The sequence below is a fragment of the Kitasatospora sp. NPDC091276 genome (genome assembly GCF_040684355.1).
Taxonomy (GTDB): Bacteria; Actinomycetota; Actinomycetes; order Streptomycetales; family Streptomycetaceae; genus Kitasatospora.
Genome location: NZ_JBFBFU010000012.1, coordinates 24,150 through 43,369, shown reverse-complemented (window position 1 = coordinate 43,369; position 19,220 = coordinate 24,150). Strand labels below are relative to the sequence as shown.

The 19,220-nt window shown below is 72.8% G+C and carries 12 protein-coding genes; 3 read left to right on the top strand and 9 right to left on the bottom strand.

Translation table 11 applies throughout. The features are described from left to right. Positions 1-362 precede the first annotated feature (362 nt). The 3 genes from AB0O19_RS16855 to AB0O19_RS16845 form a co-directional block, all read right to left on the bottom strand. Positions 363-1,502, bottom strand: coding sequence for a PP2C family protein-serine/threonine phosphatase (locus AB0O19_RS16855; RefSeq protein ID WP_350886172.1), 1,140 nt, complete (start codon positions 1,500-1,502; stop codon positions 363-365). A gap of 384 nt (positions 1,503-1,886) precedes the next feature. Continuing rightward, positions 1,887-2,372, bottom strand: coding sequence for a ribose-5-phosphate isomerase (locus tag AB0O19_RS16850; RefSeq protein ID WP_063347575.1), 486 nt, complete (start codon positions 2,370-2,372; stop codon positions 1,887-1,889). Between the two features lie 44 nt (positions 2,373-2,416). Continuing rightward, a complete protein-coding gene (locus AB0O19_RS16845; RefSeq protein ID WP_363586434.1) occupies positions 2,417-3,016 on the bottom strand; it encodes a biotin transporter BioY in 600 nt (199 codons plus the stop codon). Between the two features lie 382 nt (positions 3,017-3,398). Here AB0O19_RS16845 and AB0O19_RS16840 point away from each other — a divergent pair, with 382 nt between their 5' ends. Continuing rightward, the gene (locus AB0O19_RS16840; RefSeq protein WP_363620414.1) at positions 3,399-4,709 is read left to right on the top strand and encodes an amino acid permease; all 1,311 of its coding nucleotides are present in this window, start codon (positions 3,399-3,401) and stop codon (positions 4,707-4,709) included. A gap of 63 nt (positions 4,710-4,772) precedes the next feature. Here the strand turns inward: AB0O19_RS16840 and AB0O19_RS16835 are convergent, their stop codons facing one another. Next, the gene (locus AB0O19_RS16835) at positions 4,773-5,339 is read right to left on the bottom strand and encodes a disulfide bond formation protein DsbA (RefSeq protein WP_363620413.1); all 567 of its coding nucleotides are present in this window, start codon (positions 5,337-5,339) and stop codon (positions 4,773-4,775) included. Between the two features lie 291 nt (positions 5,340-5,630). Here AB0O19_RS16835 and pepN point away from each other — a divergent pair, with 291 nt between their 5' ends. Further along, complete coding sequence (gene pepN, locus AB0O19_RS16830) at positions 5,631-8,195, top strand: aminopeptidase N (protein ID WP_363620221.1); 2,565 nt, start codon at positions 5,631-5,633, stop codon at positions 8,193-8,195. A gap of 56 nt (positions 8,196-8,251) precedes the next feature. On the opposite strand, the gene AB0O19_RS16825 is transcribed toward pepN, so the two are convergent. Then, complete coding sequence (locus AB0O19_RS16825) at positions 8,252-9,589, bottom strand: glycoside hydrolase family 18 protein (protein ID WP_363620219.1); 1,338 nt, start codon at positions 9,587-9,589, stop codon at positions 8,252-8,254. A 186-nt stretch (positions 9,590-9,775) separates the two neighbouring features. Continuing rightward, on the bottom strand, positions 9,776-12,421 hold the full coding sequence (acnA, locus tag AB0O19_RS16820) for an aconitate hydratase AcnA (RefSeq protein WP_363620217.1): 2,646 nt from the start codon (positions 12,419-12,421) through the stop codon (positions 9,776-9,778). Positions 12,422-12,891: 470 nt separating this feature from the next. Here acnA and AB0O19_RS16815 point away from each other — a divergent pair, with 470 nt between their 5' ends. Beyond that, a complete protein-coding gene (locus AB0O19_RS16815) occupies positions 12,892-13,464 on the top strand; it encodes a superoxide dismutase family protein (RefSeq protein ID WP_363620215.1) in 573 nt (190 codons plus the stop codon). Between the two features lie 9 nt (positions 13,465-13,473). Here AB0O19_RS16815 and argF read toward each other — a convergent pair whose 3' ends face one another. The 3 genes from argF to AB0O19_RS16800 form a co-directional block, all read right to left on the bottom strand. Next, complete coding sequence (gene argF, locus AB0O19_RS16810; RefSeq protein WP_363620213.1) at positions 13,474-14,475, bottom strand: ornithine carbamoyltransferase; 1,002 nt, start codon at positions 14,473-14,475, stop codon at positions 13,474-13,476. Positions 14,476-14,671: 196 nt separating this feature from the next. Continuing rightward, positions 14,672-17,413, bottom strand: coding sequence for a polynucleotide kinase-phosphatase (locus AB0O19_RS16805; RefSeq protein ID WP_363620211.1), 2,742 nt, complete (start codon positions 17,411-17,413; stop codon positions 14,672-14,674). Beyond that, positions 17,410-19,053, bottom strand: coding sequence for a 3' terminal RNA ribose 2'-O-methyltransferase Hen1 (locus tag AB0O19_RS16800; protein ID WP_363620209.1), 1,644 nt, complete (start codon positions 19,051-19,053; stop codon positions 17,410-17,412). Before AB0O19_RS16800 ends, AB0O19_RS16805 begins: the two co-directional genes overlap by 4 nt. Positions 19,054-19,220 lie beyond the last annotated feature (167 nt).

Below are 19,220 nucleotides of genomic sequence, written 5' to 3'. Positions count from 1 at the left end.
GAACGTTGTCTGCCGTGCCGCACGTGACGCCCCCCATCCCCCGAATCCTGAACAGTCCCGCCCGGACTCAGTGTGGTCGACCGTGCCGATTGCGTAAAGGTCTGACAGTCAGCCCAACGCCGATATCCTGCGATGCGAGACGAGTTTCCGCCGACCGGGACGATAGCGGAGCCGTTCTGACGAATCGTCGCCGGGGCGGCGCTGAGCGGCCGGAAGGCGGCCGGGGGCGGGTAACGGAAGCCGCAGGTCCGGTCAGCCGAAGGGGCGGCCGATTTGGCCGAAGATCGGCTGCCCGGCTTGACAGCACGTGCCCGCGGCATGTGCCGGTCCGTCCGGTGACGGACGGCCGGGCCGAGGGGGCGTCAGTCGCGCCAGAGCAGCAGGACCGCGCGGTCGTCGTTGATGTCCCGGGCCACCGTCTCGATCAGCGCGGCCGCCGCGCCGGCCCCCGCGCCCGGACCGCTGCCGGGCACCAGCCGGTCCGCCTCCCCCATCAGCCGGTCCATCCCCTCGGAGAGGTCCCGGCCCGGCTCCTCGACCATGCCGTCGGTGCACAGCATCAGCACGTCGCCGCGGTTCAGCCGACCGCGCACGCCGTCGAACTTCGCGCCGTCGTAGATCCCGAGCAGCGGGCCCTCGGCCTCCTTGACCTCCCAGCGCCCGGCGCCCGCCAGCCGCTGCATCCCCGGCAGGTGCCCGGCCGACAGCAGCTCGTACTCGCCGGTGTCCAGGTCCAGCACCAGGTGGACGGCGGTCGCGAAGCCCTCCTCCCAGGACTGGCGCAGCAGGTAGCCGTTGGCGGCGGGCAGGAAGTCGTGCGCGGGCAGCGAGCCCACCAGGCCGCCGAAGGCGCCGGAGAGCAGCAGCGCGCGGGAGCCGGCGTCCATGCCCTTGCCGGAGACGTCCGCGAGGACCACCTCCAGCAGCCGCTGGCCCGGGCCGGTGCGGGCGGCGACCACGAAGTCCCCGGAGAAGGACTGCCCGCCGGCCGGGCGCAGCGCCATGTCGGCGTGCCAGCCGTCCGGCAGCTCCGGCACCCGGCTCTGCACCCGCAGCCGCTCGCGCAGGTCGAACAGCATGGTCGAGCCGCCCCACCAGGGCACGCCGACCCGGGCCCGGAACTGGGCCAGCAGCAGGCCGCCCACCCCGGCGGCGCCGACCACCAGGGCCGCGCCCGGGGTGACGCCGTAGATGTAGGCCTCGGGGTTCTCGCTGGCCACCCGCTGGCCGGTGTGGATCACCGACTCGGCGGACAGGCCGAGCGCCGCCAGCGCGTACAGCACCACCAGGCTGCCGGGGCGCAGCAGCAGCGCGCCGGCCAGGATCGGCAGGACCAGCGCGGTGGGCGGGGCCCAGGCGGGGATCCAGATGTTGAGCAGGATCAGCAGCGGGACGAGCAGGGCGAGCGCGCAGAGCACCGGCCAGTCGGCGGCGCCGCCGCGGAAGTAGTCCACACCGGCCGTGCGCAGCCTTCGGCGGACCCGGCGGAGCCTCCTGCGCAACCGGGCCGTCACGGGTCCGGACGCCGTGGCGGCGCCGGGCCTCGTCGCAGTCGTCTGGGGCGGTGCGCCCGGCGGTCTGCCAGCCATGGGGCCCGACCCTATCCACGGGCACCGCCCGGCGTCGACGGGCCGGACGCGAGCGGGTGTGCCGTGGCGCGGGTCCGTCAGCCGGTTTCGGCCGATCGCCGCGACGGCGGGCGCGGCGTCAGGAGGCGTGCGCCGGTTGGGCGTACGAACCACGCGGGCGGCGCACGCGCCCCGCGCGTACCAGCGCCGGCGCGCCCGGCCCTGTGGCCGATGACACAGCCGTACGGGCCCGGGAACGGCGGCGGCCGGCCGCGTGGAGCGCGCGGCCGGCCGACGGAGGGTGGACGGGGGGAGGGATCAGCCCTGCGGGTGGTGGGCCGGGATCGGCGGGAGCTCGCCGGTGGTCTCGTACTCGCTCAGCATCTCGATCCGGCGGGTGTGCCGCGGCTCGCCGCTGTAGGGGGTGTTGAGGAAGACCTCGACGAACTTGGTGGCCTCCTCCAGCGTGTGCATGCGGCCGCCGACGGAGACCACGTTGGCGTTGTTGTGCTCGCGGCCGAGCCCGGCGGTCTGCTCGCTCCAGGCCAGCGCCGCCCGCACGCCCTTGACCTTGTTGGCGGCGATCGCCTCACCGTTGCCCGAGCCGCCGATGACGACGCCCAGCGCCTCCGGGTCGGCGGCGGTGCGCTCGGCGGCGCGCAGGCAGAACGGCGGGTAGTCGTCCTCGGCGTCGTAGATGTGCGGCCCGCAGTCGACCGGCTCGTGGCCGGCCTCCTTGAGCCACTCCACGAGGTGGTTCTTCAGTTCGTATCCGGCATGGTCTGAGCCCAGGTACACGCGCATGCCATGAGTGTGGCATGCGCGTGCGCCCGGGCCCGGCAGGGGGCTCACCGCTTCGCGGCGAGCTTCCAGACCAGCGGCAGGGCCCCGGCGGCGAGGACGGCCTTCAGCGCGTCGCCGACCAGGTACGGGTAGAGGCCGAGCTCGGCAGCCCGGGCGAGCGGGACGTGCAGCGACAGGGCCAGGTACGGGACGCCGACCGCGTAGATGGCGAGGCTGCCGAGGACCATGGTGACGGCGGTGTTCACCGGGGTCCGGTCGGCGCCGCGGCGGGCCAGCTCGCCGGTCAGGCCGGCCGCCAGGACGAAGCCGAGCACGTAGCCGAGCGAGGGCATCGTCCAGCCGGAGGTGCCCTCGGCGAACCAGGGCATCCCGGCCAGGCCGGCCAGCAGGTAGAGGGCGAGCGAGGCGACGCCGCGGCGGGCGCCGAGCGCGGTGCCGACCAGCAGGGCGGCGAAGGTCTGGCCGGTGACGGGCACCGGCGAGCCGGGGATGTTCACCGACAGCTGGGCGGCCACGCCGGTCAGGGCGGCGCCGCCGGCCACCAGGGCCAGGTCGCGGGCCTGGGCGCCGAGGCGGGTGGTGGCGGCGGGCAGCAGGTCGGCGAGGACGGCGCGGCGCGGTATCGGGGTGGTGGCAGTGGCCATCGGGGGTCTCCTGTGGGGTGCTCAGGTGAGTGAACACCTGTGAACCTACGTGGTGATCCACTACGCCACCGCCACGGTTTCGGACAAAGCCCCGCCCTCGACCGTTGTCGGAACCGGCCCATTCCGGCCCGCGCCGACGCCGTGTCACCGGTCGGACCCGTTCCGTCACCGCGCGGTCCGCATGGTGGGCCCGGGGTCCCCGCTCTTGGCATGAACAGAGGTATCACCGGATATTGGACAGCTCATGCCGCATTCCGCACAGTCTGGATCCAGCCCTATGGCCCCCACCTCCGCGCCCAAGGCGTCCGGGACCACCGACGCCGACGGTGCCCCGGCCACCGGCCAGCAGCTCGCGCACGGCCTCAAGCAGCGCCACCTGTCGATGATCGCGCTGGGCGGGGTGATCGGCGCGGGCCTGTTCGTCGGCTCCGGCGCCGGCATCGCCGCCGCCGGTCCGGCGATCATCCTGGCGTTCACCCTCTCCGGCCTGCTGGTCATGCTGATCATGCGGATGCTCGGCGAGATGTCGGCCGCCCGCCCCGCCTCCGGGTCGTTCTCGGTGCACGCCGAGAAGGAGATCGGCCCCTGGGCCGGGATCACGGCCGGCTGGATGTACTGGGTGATGCTGTGCTGCGGCGTCGCCGCCGAGGCCACCGCCGCCGGGAAGATCGTCAACGGCTGGGTGCCGGGCGTCTCCTCCTGGGTCTGGGTCGGCCTGTTCATGGTCTTCTTCTGCGCCAGCAACCTGACCGCGGTGAAGAACTTCGGCGAGTTCGAGTTCTGGTTCGCCGCCATCAAGGTCGCCGCGATCGTCGCCTTCCTGGTCCTCGGCGGGCTCGGCATCGCCGGGGTGATCGGCCCCGGCGCCCCCGGCGCGACCAACCTGACCGGCCAGGGCGGCTTCCTGCCCACCGGGGTCAGCGGGCTGATCGTCGGCCTGCTCGCCTCGGTCTTCGCCTACGGCGGGCTGGAGACCGTCACCATCGCCGCCGCCGAGTCCGACGACCCCCGCAAGAACGTCGCCAACGCGGTGCGCACGGCGGTGTGGCGGATCGCGATCTTCTACATCGGCTCGATGGCCCTGGTCGTCACCCTGGTCTCCTGGAAGGACCCGGCGGTGGTCACCGACGGCCCGTACGTCACCGTGCTGCGGCACCTCGGGGTGACCGGCGCCGGGACGATCATGGAGGTGGTGGTGCTGATCGCGCTGCTCTCCGCGATGAACGCCAACATCTACGGCGCCTCCCGGATGGCGTACTCGCTGGTCGGCCGCGGCCAGGGCCCCCGGGCGCTGGCCAAGGTCTCCGGCGGGGTGCCGCGCCGGGCCGTGCTGGCCTCCTGCCTGTTCGGCTTCGGCGCCGTGCTGGCCGCCAAGTTCTGGCCGGAGACCGTCTTCACCTGGCTGATGAACACCACCGGCGTGGCCATCCTGGTCGTCTGGCTGTTCATCTGCCTGGTCCAGCTGCGGATGCGCCGCCGGCTGGAGCGCGAGGCGCCCGAACTGCTCACCGTGAAGATGTGGGGCTACCCGTACCTGACCTGGATCGCGATGGCCGCCGTGACCGGCATCCTCGCCCTGATGACCACCACCGAGGGCAACCGGCAGCAGCTGTACGCGGCCGGGATACTGGTCGCGCTGCTGAGCGCCGCCGGCCTGGTCAAGCAGCGGCGGGACGCGGCCGCCGCCCGCTGACCCCGGCACGCACGAGGGCCCGGTACCGCCTGCTGCGGTACCGGGCCCTTCGCGCGCCCCGCGCTACTCGAAGGACGGGCCCGCCGTACGGGTCCGCTTGATCTCGTAGAAGCCCGGGGTGGAGGCCACCAGCAGGGTGCCGTCCCAGAGCCGGGCCGCGGCCTCGCCCTTCGGGGCCGGGGTGACCACCGGGCCGAAGAAGGCGACCCGCTCGCCGTCCACGCCCTCCACCGCGATCACCGGGGTGCCGACGTCCTCGCCGACCAGGGTGATGCCCTCCTTGTGCGAGGCGCGCAGGGCCTCGTCGTACGCGTCCGTGCCGGCCGCGTCCGCCAGCCCCACGGGAAGCCCGGCGGCCACCAGCGCCGCCTCGACCGTCTCCCGGTTCTGCGGCAGGCCCTGGTTGTGGAAGCGCAGGCCCAGCTCGGTGTAGAGCCGGCCCAGCACCTCGTCGCCGTGCTCCCGGGCGGCCGCGATGCACACCCGCACCGCGCCCCAGGCGTTGTCCAGCAGCTCGCGGTAGTTCTCCGGGAGGTCGCGGTCCTCGTTCAGCACCGACAGGCTCATCACGTGCCAGTTCACGTCCACCGGACGCAACTGCTGCACCTCGATCAGCCAGCGGGACGTCATCCACGCCCACGGGCAGGCCGGGTCGAACCAGAAGTCGGCGGTCTTGCGCTCAGCGGCAGTCGTCACGGCTGTCGTCCTTCGTGAGGTGATGACGAGGCAGGCAGGCGTGCCACCCCGACTCGTCAACACCCGCCCGCCGCCGCTGATTCCGGCCCCGCCGGGACGGCCTGTGCAATGGTACCGGCGAGGGAGGGCGTGAAAGGATGCCCCTGCGGGGCGCGGCACACCGCGCGCCGAGACCGCACCACCCACAGACGCACCACCGTGCGAGCCGGACAAAGGAGTACCGCCGTGCCGGGCAAGAACCTGAGCCGCGACGAAGCGCAGCAGCGGGCCAGCATCCTGGCCGTGGAGGGCTACCAGGTCCGGCTGGACGTGACCTCCGCCCCCGATCCGAAGGCCGCCACCTTCCGCTCCACCACCACCGTCACGTTCCGCTGCTCCCGGCCCGGCGCCGACACCTTCCTCGACCTGCTCGCCCCCGCCGTCCACGCCGTCACCCTCAACGGCCGCGCGATCGACCCGGCCACCGCCTACGACGGCGCCCGGGTGCACGTCGACGGCCTCGCCGCCGAGAACGTCCTCACCGTCGAGGCGGACTGCGCCTACAGCCGCACCGGCGAGGGCCTGCACCGCTTCACCGACCCGGTGGACGGCGAGACGTACCTCTACACCCACTACGAGCCGGCCGACGCCCGCCGGGTCTTCGCGACCTTCGAACAGCCCGACCTGAAGGCCACGTTCGGCTTCACCGTCACCGCCCCCGCCGCCTGGGACGTCTGGTCCAACGCCGTCCACGACAAGGTCACCGAGGAAGGCGCCGCCCGCACCTGGGAGTTCGCGCCGACCCAGCCGATCTCCAGCTACCTCACCGCCGTCGTGGCCGGCCCCTACCACGTCGCCCGCGACCACTACAGCCGCGAACTCGCCGACGGCACCACCCTGGAGATCCCGCTCTCCGCGATGTGCCGCAAGTCCCTCGCCCAGTACTTCGACGCGGACGAGATCCTCGGCGTCACCAAGCTCGGACTCGACTTCTTCCACGAGGAGTTCGACTACCCGTACCCCTTCGGCAAGTACGACCAGGCGTTCGTCCCCGAGTACAACATCGGCGCCATGGAGAACCCCGGCTGCGTCACCTTCCGCGAGGAGTTCGTCTTCCGCTCGAAGGTCACCGACGCCGCCTACGAGGGCCGCGCCAACGTCATCCTGCACGAGATGGCGCACATGTGGTTCGGCGACCTGGTCACCATGCGCTGGTGGGACGACCTGTGGCTGAAGGAGTCCTTCGCCGACTTCATGGGCTCCTACGGCCTGATCGGCGCCCGCACCCGGTACTCCTCCGCCTGGGTCACCTTCGCCAACCAGCGCAAGGCCTGGGCCTACCGGCAGGACCAGCTCCCCACCACCCACCCGATCACCGCCGACATCCGCGACCTCGAGGACGCCAAGCTCAACTTCGACGGCATCACCTACGCCAAGGGCGCCGCCGTCCTCAAGCAGCTGGTCGCGTACGTCGGCCCCGAGGCCTTCTTCGAGGGCGCCCGCCGCTACTTCAGGCGCCACGCCTTCGGCAACACCGAACTCGGCGACCTGCTGGGCGTCCTGGAGGAGACCAGCGGCCGCGACCTCAAGGCCTGGGCCGCCGCCTGGCTGCAGACCGCAGGGGTCGACTCGCTCACCCCGCAGGTGACCACCGACGCCGAGGGCCGGATCACCGAACTCGCCGTCCTCCAGGACGGGGCGGTGCTACGCCCGCACCGGATCGCGATCGGCCTCTACGACCGGGACGCCGACGGCTCCCTGGTGCGCACCGAGCGGATCGAGCTCGACGTCACCGGCAACCGCACCGTCGTCGCCGAGGCCGCCGGCCGCCCCCGCCCCGCGCTGGTGCTGCTCAACGACGACGACCTCACCTACTGCAAGATCCGCTTCGACTCCGAGTCCCTGGAGACCCTGCGCACCGGCCTCGGCGACATCCACGACGAGCTGGCCCGGGCACTCGCCTGGTCCGCCGTCTGGAACCTCACCCGGGACGGCCTGATGCCGGCCCGCGACTACGTCGCCCTGGTGCTGCGCTTCGCCGGCCAGGAGGGCAACATCGGCGTGCTGCAGTCGCTGCACGCCCAGGCCAAGACCGCCGTCGACCTGTACGCCGACCCGGCCTGGCGCGGCGAGGGCGGCCGGCAGCTGGCCGACGGCGCCCTGCGCGAACTGCGCGAGGCCGTACCCGGCAGCGACCACCAGCTGGCCTGGGCCCGCTTCCTCGCCCAGACCGCGGGCGGCGCCGAGCACCTCGGCCTGGTCCGCGGCCTGCTGGCCGGCAGCGCCCGGATCGACGGCCTGGAGGTCGACCAGGAGCTGCGCTGGTCGCTGTGGCTGGCACTGGCCGCCGCCGGCCAGGCCGGCGACGAGGAACTGGCCGGAGAGCTGGCCGCCGACAACACCGCCAGCGGCAAGCGCCAGTACACCCAGTGCCTGGCCGCCCGGCCCACCGCGGAGGCCAAGGCCGCCGCCTGGTCGGCCGTGGTCGACTCCGACGAACTGCCGAACGCCCTGGTCGAGGCCGAGATCGCGGGCTTCGCGCTGCCCGCCCACCGCGACCTGACCGCGCTCTACGCGGCGCCCTACTTCAAGCTGCTGGAGCGGGTCTGGGCCGAGCGGACCATCGAGATCGCGATGCGGATCGTCAGCGGGTTCTTCCCTCGCGCGCAGACCAGCGAGCAGACCCTGGCCGAGGCCGACGCCTGGCTGGACGGCCACCCGCAGGCCGCGCCGGCGCTGCGCCGCCTGGTCCTGGAGTGCCGCGACGACCTGGCCCGCGCGCTGCGGGCGCAGGCCTGCGACCGGGCCTGACCCAGGCGTGAAGGGGCCCGCCGTGCGGACACGGCGGGCCCCTTCGCGTCGGGGCGTCAGTCGCGGCGCAGGCCGCGGTCCAGGGCGGCGATCGCGCTGCCCTGGGCGTCGTCGCCGTCCAGCGACCAGACCATCACGCCGCCCAGGTCGTTCCAGCGCGCGTACCGCGCCTTCTGGGTGAGCACCTCGGCGGTGTCGTAGCTGTAGAAGGTGGTGCCGTCGTACTTCCAGGACGCGCCGTGGTCGCGGTCCACGTACACCTTGCCGGGCAGCGCGTTGACCTCCCGGTAGGAGAGGTCGGGGGCGGCGGCGGTGGCGCTCTGGTAGAGGCCGCCGCGCTTGCCGGGCGCGACGCCCGTCCAGCCGTGGCCGTACAGCGGGGCGCCGAGCACGATCTGCCCGGCGGGCAGGCCGCGCTCCTGGTAGTGGTCGACGGCCGTGTCGGCGCTGCGCCGGCGGGCGTCGGGGTCGGCCGGGTCGGAGTAGAGGTTGGCCTGGTGGTTGGCCGGGCCCTTGCCCTCCCAGGGGCCGTGCAGGTCGTAGGTCATCAGGTTGAGCCAGTCCACCGACTCGCTCAGCTCGGGCAGTTCGAGCCGGTCGGCGACGGTCTCGTTGGCGGCGACGGCGGCGGTCAGCAGGTAGTGCCTGCCCTTGTCGCCCTTCTTGCCGCCATCCTTGCCGCCCTTCTTGCCGAAGTCGTCGAGCTGGCGGCGGAACTCCTGCATCAGCAGGGTGAAGTTGCGCCCGTCCTCGGGGCGGACCACGTTGCCCGGGTCCCCGCCGCCGCCCGGGTACTCCCAGTCGATGTCGATGCCGTCGAAGACGCCCGCGGCCGCGCCGGCGCCGCCCTCCGGGGAGCCGGGCAGGACCGGAACGTCGCCCTTGAGGTAGAGGTCGATGCAGGAGGAGACGAACTTCTTGCGCGCGGCGTCGGTGGCGGCCGCGTCGGAGAAGTACTTGGACCAGCTCCAGCCGCCGAGCGAGATGACCGTGCGCAGCTGCGGGTTCTTCGCCTTGAGCTTGCGCAGCTGGTTGAAGTGGCCCTTCAGCTTCTGGCCCGGGGCGTCGGCCACGCCGTCGACCGAGTCGGCGGCGGAGAAGGCGCGCTGGTAGTCGTTGTGGGCGTCGCCCTGGCCGGCGTCGTTGCTCTCGAAGCAGGTGCCGTCGGCGGAGACGTTGCCGAAGGCGTAGTTGACGACGGTGAGCTTCCCGGCCTGGCCGGAGTCCTGGACGCGCTTGGCGGAGCTGTCGGCGCCCCACTGGGTGAAGTAGCCGACCCGCTGGCCCTTCAGCTTCGGGCCGTGCCCGCCGTCGGCGGCGTTGGCGGTGGCGGGGGCGGCGAGCAGCGCGGCGACGGTGGCGGCGGCGAGCAGGGCTGAGGCGCGAGTGGGCATACCGGACCTGTTCTCTGAATGAGCGTCAATTGGTCTGGACCAGATGGGATAGAGGTTTAGTCCATCGCGGCACACCGCACAAGGGGCAGGGCTCAGGAGAGGCAGCATGCAAAAGAGGCCGGACCGCGCGATGCGGTCCGGCCTCTCAGCCACCGGGGCGCTCAGCCCCCGGAACTAGAACTCGGTTCAGCCGATGAGCGAGCGCAGCACGTACTGCAGGATGCCGCCGTTGCGGTAGTAGTCCGCCTCACCGGGGGTGTCGATGCGGACGACCGCGTCGAACTCCTTGTCACCGGCCTTGACCTTGACGGTCTTCGGGGTGCGGCCCTCGTTGAGCTCGGTCACGCCGGTGAAGGAGAAGGTCTCCTCGCCGGTCAGGCCGAGGGACTCGGCGGTCTGGCCCTCCGGGAACTGCAGCGGCAGGACGCCCATGCCGATCAGGTTCGAGCGGTGGATGCGCTCGTACGACTCGGCGATGACGGCCTTGACGCCCAGCAGCGCGGTGCCCTTGGCGGCCCAGTCGCGGGACGAGCCGGAGCCGTACTCCTTGCCGGCCAGGACGACCAGCGGGGTGCCGGCGGCCTGGTAGTTCTGCGAGGCGTCGTAGATGAACGACACCGGGCCGTCGGCCTGGGTGAAGTCGCGGGTGTAGCCGCCCTCGGTGCCCGGCGCGATCTGGTTGCGCAGACGGATGTTGGCGAAGGTGCCGCGGATCATCACCTCGTGGTTGCCGCGGCGCGAGCCGTAGGAGTTGAAGTCGCGCTTCTCGACACCGTTGGCGGTCAGGTACTGCGCCGCCGGGGTGCCCGGCTTGATGTTGCCGGCCGGGGAGATGTGGTCGGTGGTGACCGAGTCGCCCAGCTTGGCCAGGACGCGGGCGCCGGCGATGTCGGTCACCGGGCTCGGGGTCTTGGCCATGCCCTCGAAGTACGGGGGCTTGCGCACGTAGGTGGACTCGGCGTCCCACTCGAAGGTGTTGCCGGTCGGGACCGGGAGCGACTGCCAGCGGTGGTCACCGGCGAAGACGTCCTGGTAGCCCTTGTCGAACATCGCCTCGTCGATGGAGCCGGCGACGGTGTCCGCCACCTCCTGCTCCGACGGCCAGATGTCGGCGAGGAAGACGTCGTTGCCGTCGGCGTCCTGGCCCAGGGCGTCGCGGGTGATGTCGATGTTCATGTTGCCGGCCAGGGCGTAGGCGACCACCAGCGGCGGGGAGGCCAGGTAGTTCATCTTCACGTCCGGGTTGATCCGGCCCTCGAAGTTGCGGTTGCCGGAGAGCACCGAGACGACCGCCAGGTCGGCCTCGTTGACGGCGGCCGAGACCTCCTCGGGCAGCGGGCCCGAGTTGCCGATGCAGGTGACGCAGCCGTAGCCGACCAGGTTGAAGCCCAGCTTCTCCATGTACGGGAGCAGGCCGGCCTTCTCGTAGTAGTCCATGACGACCTTGGACCCGGGGGCCAGGGTGGTCTTGACCCACGGCTTGACCGTGAGGCCCTTCTCCACGGCCTTCTTCGCCAGCAGGGCGGCGCCCAGCATGACGGAGGGGTTGGAGGTGTTGGTGCAGGAGGTGATCGAGGCGATCACGACCGCGCCGTTGTCGATCTCGTACTTCGACCCGTCGGGGGCGGTGACGACGGTCGGCTTCGAGGCCTCGGCGGAGTAGGTCGGCAGCGCCTCGGCGAACCGGGTGGCGGCCTCGGCCAGGACGACGCGGTCCTGCGGACGCTTCGGGCCGGAGATCGACGGGACGACGGTGGAGACGTCCAGCTCCAGGTACTCGGAGAAGACCGGCTCGACCGACGGGTCGTGCCAGAGGCCCTGCTCCTTGGCGTACGCCTCGACCAGGGCGAGCTGCTGCTCGTCGCGGCCGGTGAGCTTGAGGTAGTTGATGGTCTCGGCGTCGATCGGGAAGATCGCGCAGGTCGAGCCGAACTCCGGCGACATGTTGCCGATGGTGGCGCGGTTGGCCAGCGGGATCGCGGAGACGCCCTCGCCGTAGAACTCGACGAACTTGCCGACCACACCGTGCTTGCGCAGCATCTCGGTGATGGTGAGCACCAGGTCGGTGGCGGTGGTGCCGGCCGGCAGTTGGCCGTTGAGCTTGAAGCCGACCACGCGCGGGATCAGCATGGAGACCGGCTGGCCCAGCATGGCGGCCTCGGCCTCGATGCCGCCGACGCCCCAACCCAGCACGCCCAGGCCGTTGACCATGGTGGTGTGCGAGTCGGTGCCGACGCAGGTGTCCGGGTAGGCCTGGCCGCCGCGGACCATGATGGTGCGGGCCAGGTGCTCGATGTTCACCTGGTGGACGATGCCGGTGCCGGGCGGGACGACCTTGAACTCGTCGAAGGCGGTCTGGCCCCAGCGCAGGAACTGGTAGCGCTCCTTGTTGCGGCCGTACTCGATCTCGACGTTCTGGACGAAGGCGTCCGGGGTGCCGAACTTGTCGGCGATGACGGAGTGGTCGATGACCAGCTCGGCCGGGGCCAGCGGGTTGATCTTGGCCGGGTCGCCGCCCAGCTCCTTGACGGCCTCACGCATGGTGGCGAGGTCGACCACGCACGGCACGCCGGTGAAGTCCTGCATGATCACGCGGGCCGGCGTGAACTGGATCTCCTGGCTCGGCTGGGCGCTGGCGTCCCAGTTGCCGAGCGCGCGGATGTGGTCGGCGGTGATGTTCGCGCCGTCCTCCGTGCGGAGCAGGTTCTCCAGCAGCACCTTGAGGCTGTACGGCAGCCGCTCGGAACCCTCGACGGCGGAGAGCTTGAAGATCTCGTACGACTCGTCGCCCACCTGCAGCGAGCTGCGGGCGTCGAAGCTGTTCGCGGACACGACTGACTCCTTCTGGGTGCTTCGTGCGGTATCCGGCCGCCACGGTGGTAAGGTCAGCCTTACTTAGGCTTACCTTGCCCGCATCGCCGGCGAGCTCCGCTCGGCAAGTATCTTGATGTCGAGATATATCCTATGGGGCAGTTATCTCGATGTCGAGATAAACCATAGTGCATGCCGTCGCCTTCACCACCGCAGGCATGCCTGGGTCGATAAAAGCGCAGGTCAGCGGCCATTCCGGCGACGGAGGCCGACAACCGCACCGCTGCCGGCCCACCACCGGCCCACCACCGGCTCGGTGTCGACTCGGCACCGGCTCACACCAGCTCACCACCGGAACCGCCGGTCGGCGACGGGACGAGCGGGGGCGCGCCCGCGCGGCCCGCTCGCCTCCGAGCCCGTTCGAGGGTGTCCGCCGGCGCCCGGCGCCGTTGAGCACGGTGTCCGTCACCCCGCCCGTGGAAGGCCCGTTGATGTCCACTCCGCTCGCCGCCGCGCTGCTGCCGCTGGCCCTGCTCGCCCCCGCCGCCGCCTCCCCGGCCCCCGTCACCCCGCGGGCCCCCATCGCCTCGCCCGTCTCCGTCGTCGAGGCCGCCTTCGACCCCGCGACGGCCTTCGTCCCGCCGACCGCCGTCAGCTACGCGGACGACCTCGTGCCGTACGGCGCGCGCACCCGGATCGTCACCGACCGCTCCACCGCGGGGCGGACGGTGCTCACCATGACCGTCACCGGGCTCGCCCCCGACCACGAGTTCCCGGTGCACCTGCACACCGGCTCCTGCGGGGCCGACCCGGCCTCGTCCGGACCGCACTACCAGGACGCCGTGGACCCGGTGCAGCCGTCCACCGACCCCGCGTACGCCAACGGGCGCAACGAACTGCGGCTGGCGCTGCGCACCGACGAGCACGGCGAGGGCACCGCGACGGCCTCGGTGCCCTGGCAGCCCCGGCCGGGCGAGGCCCGCTCGCTGGTGATGCACGCGGGCACCCCGGCCGGCCCGCACGCGGCGGGCGACCGGGCGGCCTGCGTCAAGCTGGAGAAGTGAGCTCCTGCTTCAGGAGCCGAGGGTGGCGACCAGGACCGCCTTGATGGTGTGCAGGCGGTTCTCGGCCTGGTCGAACACGACGGAGTGCGCCGACTCGAACAGCTCGTCGGTGCACTCCAGCTCGGTCATGCCGGTCGCCTCGTACATCTGCCGCCCGACCACCGTGCCGAGGTCGTGGAACGCGGGCAGGCAGTGCAGGAACTTCACGGCCGGGTTGCCGGTGGCCCGGACGGTGTCCATCGACACCTGGTAGGGCTTGAGCAACTCGATCCGCTCGGCCCAGACCTCCTTGGGCTCGCCCATCGAGACCCAGACGTCGGTGTAGAGGAAGTCCACGTCGGCCACGCCCTCGGCCACGTCCTCGGTGAGGGTGATCCGGGCGCCGGTCGCCTCGGCCAGCGTCTCGGCCGCCTTCCGGACCTCCTCGGCCGGCCAGAGGGAGCGCGGGGCGACGATCCGGACGTCCATGCCGAGCAGGGCGCCGGTGACCAGCAGCGAGTTGCCCATGTTGGAGCGGGCGTCGCCGAGGTAGGCGAGGGCGGTCCCGGTCAGCGGCTTGGTGCCGTGCTCGGTCATGGTGAGCACGTCGGCCAGCATCTGGGTGGGGTGCCACTCGTCGGTGAGACCGTTCCAGACCGGGACGCCGGCATTCGCGGCCAGTTCCTCGACGATCTCCTGGCCGTGGCCGCGGTACTCGATGCCGTCGAACATCCGGCCGAGCACCCGGGCGGTGTCCCGGATGGACTCCTTGTGGCCGATCTGCGAACCGGACGAGTCCAGGTAGGTGGTGGTGGCGCCCTGGTCGTGGGCGGCGACCTCGAAGGCGCAGCGGGTACGGGTGGAGGTCTTCTCGAAGATCAGCGCGATGTTCTTCCCGCGCAGCCGGGGCTGCTCGGTGCCCGCATACTTGGCCGCCTTGAGCCCGGCGGCGAGGTCCACCAGGAAGCGGAACTCCTGGGGCGTGAAGTCGAGCTCCTTGAGGAAGTGCCTGTTCCGGAGGTTGAAGGCCATACCGGGCTCCTGGGATGACGGGACGTACGGGAAAGTAGCAAGTCTATACGATGCTCGGAATTTCTATACACGCCGGGGATGGGAGAGGGGGAGCCCCGCCGCGGACTCCCCCTCAACGCCCGGTCGGCCTACAGGCGCGGACCCCCTCGACGCCCGGTCGGCCTACAGGCGCGGGCCTCCTCGGCGCCCGGTCGGCCTACAGGCGCGGATCGACCGGCTCGGACTCCAGCGCGAGCACCGCGAACACCGGCTCGTGCACCCGCCACAGCGGCTCGCCGGCCGCCAGCCGGTCCAGCGCCTCCAGGCCCAACGCGTACTCGCGCAGCGCCAGCGAGCGCTTGTGGCCCAGCGACCGCTCGCGCAGCCGGTCCAGGTACTCGGTGTAGTCCGGGCCGTAGACGATCCGCAGGTACTCCCGGCCGCGCACCTTCACCCCCGGCTGCACCAGCCCGCCCGGACGGCCCCCGCCCCGCTTCGTGCGCACCACCGAGGCCAGCGGTTTGACCACCATGCCCTCGCCGCCCGCCGCCGTCAGCTCCTCCCACCAGGCCGTGGCGGCCGCCACCGAGGCCTCGTCCTCGGTGTCCACCAGGAGACGGCCGGTGCGGTGCAGGACCGGTGCCCGGTCACCGTCCGTTTCGGACGCCGCCTCGGACGCCGTCACGGACGCCGTTGCGAGCGCGGCTTCGGCCCGCGCTTCGGCCGCCGCTTCGGCCGCCGCTTCGTCGGCCGCGACCAGGCGGTCGATCCAGGCCAGGTGCTCGTCGTGCGGGCGTACGGCGAGGTTCACACCCTCGGCGGCCAGCACCTGGAACGGCGCCAGCCGCACGCCCGACAGCCCCTCGGTCGGCCAGCAGTACCGCCGGTACGCCTCGGTGAACGCCTGCGCGTCGGCCGCGCGCCGCCGCTGCTTGGCGGTCAGCTCCGCCAGGTCCAACCCGCGACCGGCCGCCCGCTCCAGGGCCGCCAGCGCCTCCGGCAGGGCGGCGCCCGCCGCCGCGCCGACCGCCGCGTACTGGCGGCGCAGCAGTTCCACGGCCTTCAGCGACCAGGGCATCAGCTCGGCGTCCAGCAGCAGCCAGCCGGTGCCCAGCTCGTCGAACAGCCCCGAGCGCTCGGCGGCCGCCCGCACCCGGCCCAGCACGGCCGCGGTCAGGCCGTCGTCGGCGAGGAACGCCCGGCCCGTCCTGGTCCAGATCGCGCCCGGACCGGCCACGCCGAAGCGCCGCTCCAGCGCCGCGTCGTCCCGGGCGACCAGCACCACCGCGCGGGACCCCATGTGCTTCTCCTCGCACACCAGGTGCCGCACGCCGTCCGCGCGGTAGGCGGCGAACGCCTCCTGCGGGTGCTCCAGGAAGCCGTCCCGGCGGGAGGCGGCGCTCGGCGCCATCGTCGGCGGCAGGTACGCCAGCAGCCGCGGGTCCAGCGCGAAGCGGCTCATCACCTCCAGCGCCGCCGCCGCGTTCTCCTCCCGGACGGCGACCCGCCCGTGCAGCCCGGTCTCGACGACCCGGCGGCCCGCCACGTCGGCGAGATCCAGCGGACGGCCCTCGCGGGCGCCCGGCGCGTCCGTGGACAGCGGGCGAACCGGCGCGTACCACTCCCGCTCGGCCGGCACGCTCACCAGCTCCCGCTCCGGGTAGCGCAGCGCCGTCAGGGTGCCGCCGAACACGCAACCGGTGTCCAGGCAGACGGTGTTGTTGACGAAGCTCGCCGACGGCACCGGCGTGTGGCCGTACACCACCAGCGCCTTGCCCCGGTACTCCTCCGCCCACGGGTAGCGCACCGGCAGGCCGTACTCGTCGGTCTCGCCGGTGGTCTCCCCGTACAGCGCGTGCGAGCGCACCCGGCCCGAGTTGCGGCCGTGGTACCGCTCCGGCAGACCGGCGTGGCAGACCACCAGCGCGCCGCCGTCCAGCAGGTAGTGGCTCACCAGGCCGCGCATGAACTCCCGCGCCTCGGCCCGGAACTCCTCGGACTCGCCGGCCAGCTGATCCAGCGACTCCTGCAGACCGTAGGCGACGTTGACCTTCTTGCCGTCCAGCGCCCGGCCCAGCTTGTTCTCGTGGTTGCCCGGCACGCACAGCGCGTGCCCGGCCGCGACCATGCCCATCACCAGGCGCAGCACGCCCGGTGTGTCCGGGCCGCGGTCGACCAGGTCCCCGACGAACACGGCGGTACGGCCCGCCGGCGGCACCGCGTCCACCGGCCGGCCCCCGGCGTCCCGGGTCAGCGTGTAGCCGAGGCGGGTCAGCAGGGTCTCCAGCTCGGAGCGGCAGCCGTGGATGTCGCCGACGATGTCGAACGGGCCGGTCAGGTGACGCAGGTCGTTGTAGCGCTTCTCCAGCTCCACCTCGGCCGCCGCCACCTCGGCCGCGCCGCGCAGCACGTGCACCTTGCGGAAGCCCTCGCGCTCCAGGCCGCGCAGGGAACGGCGCAGCTCGCGGTGCTGGCGCGGGACGACGTGGGCCGGCAGCTGGCGGTCCGGGCGGGAGCGGTTGCGCTCGGCGCACACGCCCGGCGGGACGTCCAGCACGATCGCGATCGGCAGCACGTCGTGCTCGCGGGCGATCCGCACCAGCTGGCGGCGTGCCTCGGGCTGGACGTTGGTGGCGTCCACGACGGTCAGCCGGCCGGCCGCGAGGCGCTTGCCGACGATGTAGTGCAGGACGTCGAAGGCCTCGGCGGAGGCCGACTGGTCGTTCTCGTCGTCGGCGACCAGGCCGCGGCAGAAGTCGGAGGAGACAACCTGGGTGGGCAGGAAGTGGCGGCGGGCGAAGGTCGACTTGCCGGCGCCGCTGGTGCCGATCAGGACGACGAGGGAGACGTCGGTGACGGGGAGACGGCGGGGGGCGGGGTGGTCCTGGGGCTGACCCTGGTCGTGCTCCTGGTGCTGGTGCTGGTGCTGCTCGGACGTCGGGGTCGCTTCGTCGGTCATCGGGATTCGCCTCCTTCGGGCGCCGGGTCGGCCGGGGTGTGCTCGGTCGGGGCCTGCTCGGTCGCGGCCGGGTCGGTCCGGGTGGTGCCGGTCGGGGTCCGCTCGGCAGGGGTCTGCTCGGTCGGGGTCTGCTCGGTCGGGGTCTGCTCGGCAGGGCTGGTGCCGAGGCGGAACAGGGCCAGCTGGGTCGGCGCGCCGACCTCCCCGTCCTCCGGCCCCACCGGGCGCAGCACCACCGTGTAACCGAACACCGCCGCGACCCGCTCGGCCCACGCGCGGAACTCGGCGCGCGACCACTCGAAGCGGTGGTCGGCGTGCCGGACAGCGCCCGCCGGCAGGCTCTCCCAGCGGACGTTGTACTCGGCGTTCGGCGTGGTGACGACCACCGCCCCCGGCCGGGCCGCGCCGAACACCGCGTACTCCAGGGCGGGCAGCCTGGGCAGGTCCAGGTGCTCGACCACCTCGCACAGCACCGCCGCGTCGAAGCCCTTCAACCGGGCGTCCGTGTACGTCAGCGCGCCCTGCGCCAGCGTCACCCGGGCCGCCTGCCGCTCCGGCATCCGGTCCAGGCGCAGTCCGCGGGCCGCCGCCTGCAAGGCCCGCGCCGACACGTCCACGCCGAGCACCTCGGTGAACCGGGCGTCCTTCAGCAGTTCGCCGATCAACTCGCCCCGGCCGCAGCCGAGATCGGCGACGCGGGCCGCGCCCACCTCCCGCAGGGCGGCGAGGATCGCGGCGCGGCGCTGCCCGGCGAGGGACGGCGGCCTGGGCTCCGATGCCGCCCCGGCGGCCTCCTCCGGCTCGTCCGGCCGCTCGTCGACCGCGTTGTCGACCTCCTCGGGCTCCCGGTCGTCCGCCTCCGCCAGCCGGGCCAGCTCCAGACGCTCCATCGCCACCCGGGTCAGCGCCCGGCTCCGGGACAGGTAGCGGCGGGTGATCAGGGCGCGCTCCGGGTGGGCGGCCAGCCAGCCCTCGCCGGCGGCGAGCAGCTTGTCCACCTCGTCCGGGGCGACCCAGTAGTGCTTGGCACCGTCCAGCACCGGCAGCAGCACGTACAGCTGCTGGAGCGCGTCGGCGAGCCGCACGGCGTCCGAGACCAGTGTGAGCCGCACGTACCGGGACTCGCCCCACTCCGGGAACGCCTCGTCCAACGGGAGCGCCACCGCCTCGACCCGCCAGCCCAGCGGCTCGAACAGCCGGACCGCCATCGCCGGGCCACCGCCCTCGCCCGCGCCGTTCGCGGGCACCGCGGGCAACGTGATCCGCAGCGGGCGCGGCCGGTCCGCCAGCCCGGGCCGGGCCGGGCAGGCGCCCTTCATCGCGGACCGGAACACCGTCCGCAGCGCCACCGCGAGCAGCGAGGACGCCGCGTACGGGCGGTCGTTGACGTACTGGGCGAGCGCGAAGTCCGGCGAACCGCCGCGCCCCTTGCCCCGGCCCTTGCGGACCAGCGCGATCGGGTCGACGTCCAGCAGCAGCGCCGCCGTGCAGACGTCGTCGCCCGCCTCGGGGTAGAAGACGTGCGCCTCGCCGTGCGACGTCGCGAACCGCTGGACCTTGCCCGGGTGCTTGTGCAGCAGGAAGCCGAGATCGGTGGCCGGGCCCTCGACGCTGCCGGTGGTGGAGATCGACATGAACACCCGCCCGAGTATCGCCGAGCAAACCTTCGCTGAACACCGGGTTTTCCGGCTCGGCGGCCGTCCGCCGCAGCCCGCCGGTGACCGTGTACGCACGGCGGGGGCGTGCCGAGCGGCGGCCGCGTCCGTACGACGGGCGTGTTCGGCAGCAGGGCCCCGCATTGGTTAAC